This is a genomic window from Streptomyces sp. NPDC012474 (assembly GCF_042955185.1).
Lineage (GTDB): Bacteria > Actinomycetota > Actinomycetes > Streptomycetales > Streptomycetaceae > Streptomyces > Streptomyces cahuitamycinicus.
Window position 1 is genome coordinate 365,638 of sequence record NZ_JBIBEP010000007.1, and the last position, 6,314, is coordinate 371,951.

The 6,314-nt window shown below is 73.4% G+C and carries 5 protein-coding genes; 4 read left to right on the plus strand and 1 reads right to left on the minus strand.

From position 1 onward, the window contains the following. Nucleotides 1–23 precede the first annotated feature (23 nt). From ACFY9S_RS18775 to ACFY9S_RS18785, 3 genes are all read left to right on the plus strand, one after another. The gene (locus ACFY9S_RS18775) at nucleotides 24–1,676 is read left to right on the plus strand and encodes an alpha-amylase family glycosyl hydrolase (RefSeq protein WP_391129553.1); all 1,653 of its coding nucleotides are present in this window, start codon (nucleotides 24–26) and stop codon (nucleotides 1,674–1,676) included. 36 nt (nucleotides 1,677–1,712) lie between these two features. Next, entirely contained in the window at nucleotides 1,713–2,573 is an 861-nt protein-coding gene (locus ACFY9S_RS18780) for a helix-turn-helix domain-containing protein (RefSeq protein WP_391129556.1), read from the plus strand. 61 nt (nucleotides 2,574–2,634) lie between these two features. Next, on the plus strand, nucleotides 2,635–3,087 hold the full coding sequence (locus ACFY9S_RS18785; protein ID WP_391129559.1) for a VOC family protein: 453 nt from the start codon (nucleotides 2,635–2,637) through the stop codon (nucleotides 3,085–3,087). A 9-nt stretch (nucleotides 3,088–3,096) separates the two neighbouring features. Here the strand turns inward: ACFY9S_RS18785 and ACFY9S_RS18790 are convergent, their stop codons facing one another. Further along, nucleotides 3,097–4,626: an MFS transporter gene (locus tag ACFY9S_RS18790; RefSeq protein WP_391129604.1), complete on the minus strand. Its 1,530-nt coding sequence runs from the start codon at nucleotides 4,624–4,626 to the stop codon at nucleotides 3,097–3,099. A gap of 300 nt (nucleotides 4,627–4,926) precedes the next feature. Here ACFY9S_RS18790 and ACFY9S_RS18795 point away from each other — a divergent pair. Beyond that, nucleotides 4,927–6,314, plus strand: a 1,388-nt coding sequence (locus ACFY9S_RS18795; RefSeq protein ID WP_391129561.1) for a Re/Si-specific NAD(P)(+) transhydrogenase subunit alpha, incomplete at its 3' end; no start/stop codon positions are given.

Genomic DNA, 6,314 nt, shown 5'->3' on the forward strand with positions numbered 1-6,314 from the left:
ACACCCGAGGAGCCGGATCCACCGTGTCCCACACCGCACCCTGGTGGCGCAGTGCCGTCATCTACCAGGTCTACATCCGCAGTTTCGCCGACGGCAACGGCGACGGCGTCGGCGACATCGCCGGACTCCGCTCGCGCCTGCCGTATCTGAAGTCGCTGGGCGTGGACGCCATCTGGATCAACCCCTGGTACAAGTCGCCCATGGCCGACCACGGTTACGACGTGGCCGACTACCGGGACATCGACCCGCTGTTCGGCACGCTGTCCGACGCCGAGCGGCTCATCGAGGAGGCGCACGCGCAGGGGATCCGGGTGATCCCCGACATCGTCCCGAACCACACCTCCGACCGGCACGCCTGGTTCCGCGCGGCGCTGGAAGCCGGCCCCGGAAGCCCGGAGCGCGAGCGCTACGTCTTCCGCGCCGGCCGCGGCCCCGACGGGGCGCAGCCCCCGAACGACTGGGTGTCCTGCTTCGGCGGCCCGGCCTGGACCCGGCTGCCCGACGGCGACTGGTACCTGCACCTGTTCGCGCCGGAACAGCCCGACCTGAACTGGCAGCACCCGCAGGTACGGGAGGAGTTCGAGTCGATCCTGCGGTTCTGGTTCGCCCGGGGCGTGGACGGCTTCCGTATCGATGTCGCCCACGGGCTGATCAAGCACCCGGACCTGCCCGACCTGCCGCCGCGCGCGGAACCGGCGGTGCTGGGGCCGCTCGCCCGCCGCGACGAGGTGCGCCGGCACCTCGACCACCCGCACTGGGACCGCGACGAGGTGCACGAGATATACCGGTCCTGGCGCAAGGTCGCCGACGAGTTCCCCGGTGACCGCTCCTTCGTCGCCGAGGCTTGGGCGGACACCCCTGAGCGCCTCGCGGCCTACGTCCGGGCGGACGGCCTGCACACCGCCTTCAACTTCGACTTCCTCATGTGCCGCCTGGACGCCGGGGACCTGCGGGCCGTCATCGACGACTCCCTCGCGATGCTCGGCGCGGTGGGCGCACCGGCCACCTGGGTCCTGTCCAACCACGACGTCATGCGCCACCCCAGCCGCTACGGCCGTACCGCGCAGCGCGGCTGGACGGTCGACACCCGCTACGAACCCGAAGGCCCGCTCGATCCCGCCCTGGGCACCCGGCGCGCCCGCGCCGCCGCCCTGCTGATGCTCGCCCTGCCCGGCGGCGCCTACGTCTACCAGGGCGAGGAACTCGGCCTGCCCGAGGTCGAGGACCTGCCCGAGTCGGCCCTCCAGGACCCGATCTGGGAACGCTCCGGCCACACCGACCGCGGCCGTGACGGCTGCCGCGTCCCGATCCCCTGGTCGGGCCCGGCGGCCCCCTACGGCTTCGGCACCGGCGCCGCGCCCTGGCTGCCGCAGCCGGACGACTGGGCGGGGCTCGGCGTCGAGGCCCAGACCGGTGACCCCGCCTCCATGCTGGAGCTCTACCGCACGGCCCTGCGTATCCGCCGCGACCACCCCGCCCTCGGTGACGGCGGCATGACCTGGCTGGACACCCCGGAGGGCGTGCTGGCCTTCCGCCGCGAGCCGGGCTTCGTCTGCGTCGTCAACCTCTCCGGAGCGCCGTACGAGCTGCCCGCGCACACCGAGCTCCTGCTGGCCGGCGGCCCCGTCGGGGGCGGGGGGCTGGAGCCGGACCAGGCGGTGTGGCTGGCGCTGTAGCTCCCGGCCGGCGTCGCCCGGCCGTACGCTGGACCGATGACTGGTCCGGCCTGTCCGGCTCCTGCGGCGGAGCAGACGCCGGTCTCGCTCACCGTCCGGCCGTCGGCAGGAGCCCTGGCGCCGCTGATCGGCGCGATGGGTTATGCCGAGGTGCGGTTCGCGCACACCGCCGAGCTGGCCCTGCCGACGGGCGGGACGCAGCTGCTGGTCAACCTCGACGCGGACGCCCTGTCCTCCTCCCCGCTGCGGGGCCCGGTCCGGCGCACCGGGGGCGCCGCCGTGCACGGGCCGTACACGGGGCCGGCCCTGATCGACCCGGCGCAGCAGCGGGCCGTCGTCTGGGTGGCGTTCCGGCCCGCGGGCGCCCACCCCTTCCTCACCGCTCCGGTCTCCGCGGTCCGCGACGAACTGGCCGGGCTCGACGAGCTGTGGGGCACGGACGGCGCGGTGCTGCGCGAGCGGCTGCTGGAGGCCATGGCCGTGGGAGGCCCGCGGGCCGGGCTGCGCGCGCTGGAGGCGGCCCTGCTGGCGCGGGCGCGACGCCCCCTGGAGCCCGACCCGGCGGTCCGGCTCGCCGCCGCGCTGCTCGACCGGGGCACGCCCGTCGCCGAGGTCGCCGACCGGCTGGGCTGGACCGCCAGACGGCTGGCCCGCCGCTGCACCGACCAGCTGGGACTCGCGCCCAAGCGGTACGCCCGCCTGCGGCGCTTCCAGCGGCTCCTCGGCCGCGTCAACGCCGGGCCGGGGGCGCCGGACTGGGCGGCGCTCGCCGCCGACTGCGGCTACCACGACCAGGCGCACCTGATCCACGAGTTCCGCGCGCTGGCCGGGATCACCCCGACCGCGTACGCACCGCGCTCCCCGCTCGAACGCAACCACGTTCCGCTGGACGGGTGAACGGCCCCGGGCCTGCCGATTTCTACAATCCACGATCCCCGGCACCGGCGAGGGTGAAGGCATGACGAACACACCCGTACAGCAAACCGTCAACCGGCTCTACGCCCGGCTCGTGGTTCCAGACGGCGCCCGGGCGATCGACTTCTACCGGGCCGCGCTCGGCGCCGAGGAGATCGAGCGGTACACCGGCCCCGACGGGAGGATCGTGCACGCCCTGCTGCGGCTCGGCGGCGCGGTCATCGCCGTCAAGGACGCCGACGAGGTCGACCCGGCGCCGGCGTCCCTCGGCGGCAGCCCGGTGATCATGGCCCTGGACGTGTCCGACGCCGACGCCGTGGCCGAGGCCATGCTGCGGGGCGGGGCGACGGTGGTGTACCCCGTCGCCGACCAGCACTACGGGCAGCGCGGGGGCCGTCTCGCCGACCCGTTCGGCCATCTCTGGATGATCTCCCAGACGATCGAGGACCTGACGCCCGAGCGGATCCAGGAGCGCACGGACGCGTCGTTCACCTGACGCGCGGCGTCAGCGGGCCTGCCCGGCCGGTTCCTCCACCTTCGCGTTCGCGTCCACCTTGCCGCCCGGGTGGCGCAGCGCGCACAGGTAGCCGATGCCCAGGGCGATGGCCATGCCGTAGAACACCCACTGGTTGGCCTCGGCGAAGTCCATGCGGATCGCGGACATCGACTCCCGGGTCGCCTCGGCGGCGGGGCCGGTGCCGGTGGGCGGCCGGGAGTCGCCGCTGCCGCTGATCGACTCGGTGACGTCGCGGGCCACGGTGTCCGCGTCCCCGGGGGACATGCCCTTGGCCGTCAGGGTGCCCACCACCTTGTCGGTCGTGACGTGGGTGAGGATCGTGCCGTAGAGGGCCAGACCCACGCTCGCCGCGTAGTTGCGCACGGTCTGGGTGATGCCGGTGACCTCGCCGTACGAGGCGCCGATGGCCCGGTTGACGGCGTCCGTGGAGGCCGGTGCCAGGACGAAGCCGATGCCGGCCCCGGCCAGGGCCGCGTAGGGCCACTGGTCGTGCATGGACAGGTCGGTGAGCTTGTTCGCCCACAGTGCGAAGCCGACGCAGCCCACGGCCGTGCCCAGCTTCAGGGCCGGGCGGGCGCCCTTCTTGTCGAGGATCCGGCCGCCCCACTGCGAGGCGAGGGCGAAACCGACGAAGAAGTACAGCAGGAACAGGGCCGCCTGGTTCGGCGAGGCGCTCAGGGACACCTGGGCGTAGACGGAGGTGAAGAAGAACAGCGGGACGAAGGCGAGCATCGCGAAGAACAGCACCGCCGCGTCGACGGTGAACGCCCTGTCCCGGAAGACCCGCAGGTCGATCAGCGGATGCTCCACCTTCCGTTCGAAGCGGACGAATCCGGCGAGGATCGCGAGGCCGCCCGCGATGCAGACCCAGGTCGCCCAGCTGTCCCAGCCCCAGGACCAGGCCTGCTGGAAACCGAGCACGCTCAGGCCCATGCCGGCCGCGATCAGGGCGGCACCCGGGACGTCCAGGGTGCCGGAGCGCCGCCGGTCGGAGATGTGCGCCAGGGCCGTGAGAACCAGCGCCACGATCGCCACGGGCACGTTGACCCAGAACACCGACCGCCAGGTCCAGTTCGTGAGCCAGCCGCCCAGCAGCGGGCCGATGGCCGTGAGCGCGCCGGTGACCCCGAAGAACAGCGCGAGCGCCCGCCCGCGCCGCTCGACCGGGAACACCGCGACCACCACGGCCAGGGCCGCGGGGAACAGCAGTGCCGCCCCCAGCCCCTGGGTGGCGCGGAAGACGATCAGCCAGGCCTGTGCGGCGCCGCCCGCGGGCACACACCCGCACAGCACCGAGGAGACGACGAACACCAGCGTGCCGATGACGACGATCCGGCGCGGCCCGTAGAGGTCCGCGAGCCGCCCGCCCAGGGCGAAGAACGCCGCGAGGGCCAGCAGATAGGCGTTGACGACCCACTGCATCCCGGAGGACGACAGTCCCAGTTCGCGGACGATGTCCGGGGCCGCGATCGACACGATGGTCTGGTCGATGAAGGTCATGGCGACGGCGAACATCATCGCCGCCAGCGCGACAGTCTGCTGCGGTGCTGATCGGGAGGGGGGCGCGGCCTCGCCGCGCCCCGGGCGCGTGCTGCTCACGCCATCAGTCTGCGCCCGGCCGCGCCCTGTCGCATCACAGGACTCTTTCCGCCCCGGGTGTCACACCAATACCCCCGAAACGCTCTCTCGGCAACCCCTCGGCGGTGTGAGGACAGCCTCCTCGGCCATGTGACCGCGGTCCGCCACGGATGCCGCGTCGAACGTGCAGGATGCGGGCACCAAGGAGGACAGGCAGTCGAACGACGGGAGAGGCACACGATGGTCCCAGCGGAACCGCAACCCCAGCGGATCGGCATACCGGCCGAGTCCACTGCGGGCGAGACCAGGGTGGCGGCGACGCCGGCCACCGTGGGGAGACTTGTCGCGCTCGGGTACGACGTGGTGGTCGAACCGGGAGCGGGAGCCTCGTCCCGCTTCTCCGACACGGCCTACCAGGAGGCGGGCGCTCAACTCGGCGACCCGTGGCAGGCGGAGATCGTGCTCAAGGTGAACGCCCCCTCGAGCGAGGAGACCGGCCGGCTGCGGGAGGGGGCGACGCTGATCGCGCTGATCAGCCCGGCCCTCGACCCGGAGCTGGTCGAGGAGCTGGCTCGGCGGCCGATCACCGTGCTGGCCATGGACGCGGTGCCGCGCATCTCGCGCGCCCAGTCCCTGGACGTGCTGAGCTCGATGGCGAACATCGCCGGCTACCGGGCGGTGGTGGAGGCCGCGCACGCCTTCGGCCGGTTCTTCACCGGGCAGGTGACCGCCGCCGGCAAGGTGCCCCCGGCCAAGGTGCTGGTGGCCGGGGCCGGCGTGGCCGGGCTCGCCGCGATCGGCGCGGCCCGCAGCCTGGGTGCCGTGGTCCGCGCCACCGACCCCCGGCCCGAGGTCGCCGAGCAGGTGCGCTCGCTGGGCGGGGAGTTCCTGGCGGTGGGCGTCGAGCAGGAGGTGAGCACCGACGGCTACGCCAAGGCCACCTCCGAGGACTACGACCGGCTCGCCGCGCGGCTCTACACCGAGCAGGCCGCCGACGTCGACATCATCATCACCACCGCGCTCATCCCGGGCCGCCCGGCGCCGCGGCTGATCACCGCCGAGGACGTCGCGCGCATGAAGCCCGGCAGCGTGATCGTCGACATGGCGGCGGCCCAGGGCGGCAACGTCGAGGGCACGGTCGCCGGGAAGGCCGTCGTCACCGACAACGACGTGACGATCATCGGCTACACCGACCTGCCCGGCCGGCTCCCCGCCCAGGCCTCACAGCTGTACGGCACCAACGTCGTCAACCTGATGAAGCTGCTGACCCCGGGCAAGGACGGCCGGCTCGTCCTCGACTTCGACGACGTGGTGCAGCGGTCGATGACCGTGGTCCGCGAGGGCGAGAAGACCTGGCCCCCGCCCCCGGTCCAGGTGTCCGCCGCACCCACCGCCCCACCGGCCCCGGAAGCCGCGGCCCCCTCCGAGACCCCGGCGAAGACCGCCCGCCCGGCCTGGTCCTCCTACGCCCTGGTCGCCGCCGGAGCGCTCACGCTGTTCCTCGTGACGGCCTTCTCGCCGGGGGAGCTCCTGGGCCACTTCACGGTGTTCGTCCTGGCGATCGTCATCGGCTTCTACGTCATCGGCAACGTGCACCACGCACTGCACACCCCGCTGATGTCGGTGAC

What these genes read in the sequence shown, in the direction of transcription:
- ACFY9S_RS18780 (WP_391129556.1), top strand. Translation starts at nt 1,713, where the DNA reads ATGACTGGTCCGGCCTGTCCGGCTCCTGCGGCGGAGCAGACGCCGGTC.
- ACFY9S_RS18790 (WP_391129604.1), bottom strand. Translation starts at nt 4,626, where the DNA reads ATGATGTTCGCCGTCGCCATGACCTTCATCGACCAGACCATCGTGTCG.
- ACFY9S_RS18785 (WP_391129559.1), top strand. Translation starts at nt 2,635, where the DNA reads ATGACGAACACACCCGTACAGCAAACCGTCAACCGGCTCTACGCCCGG.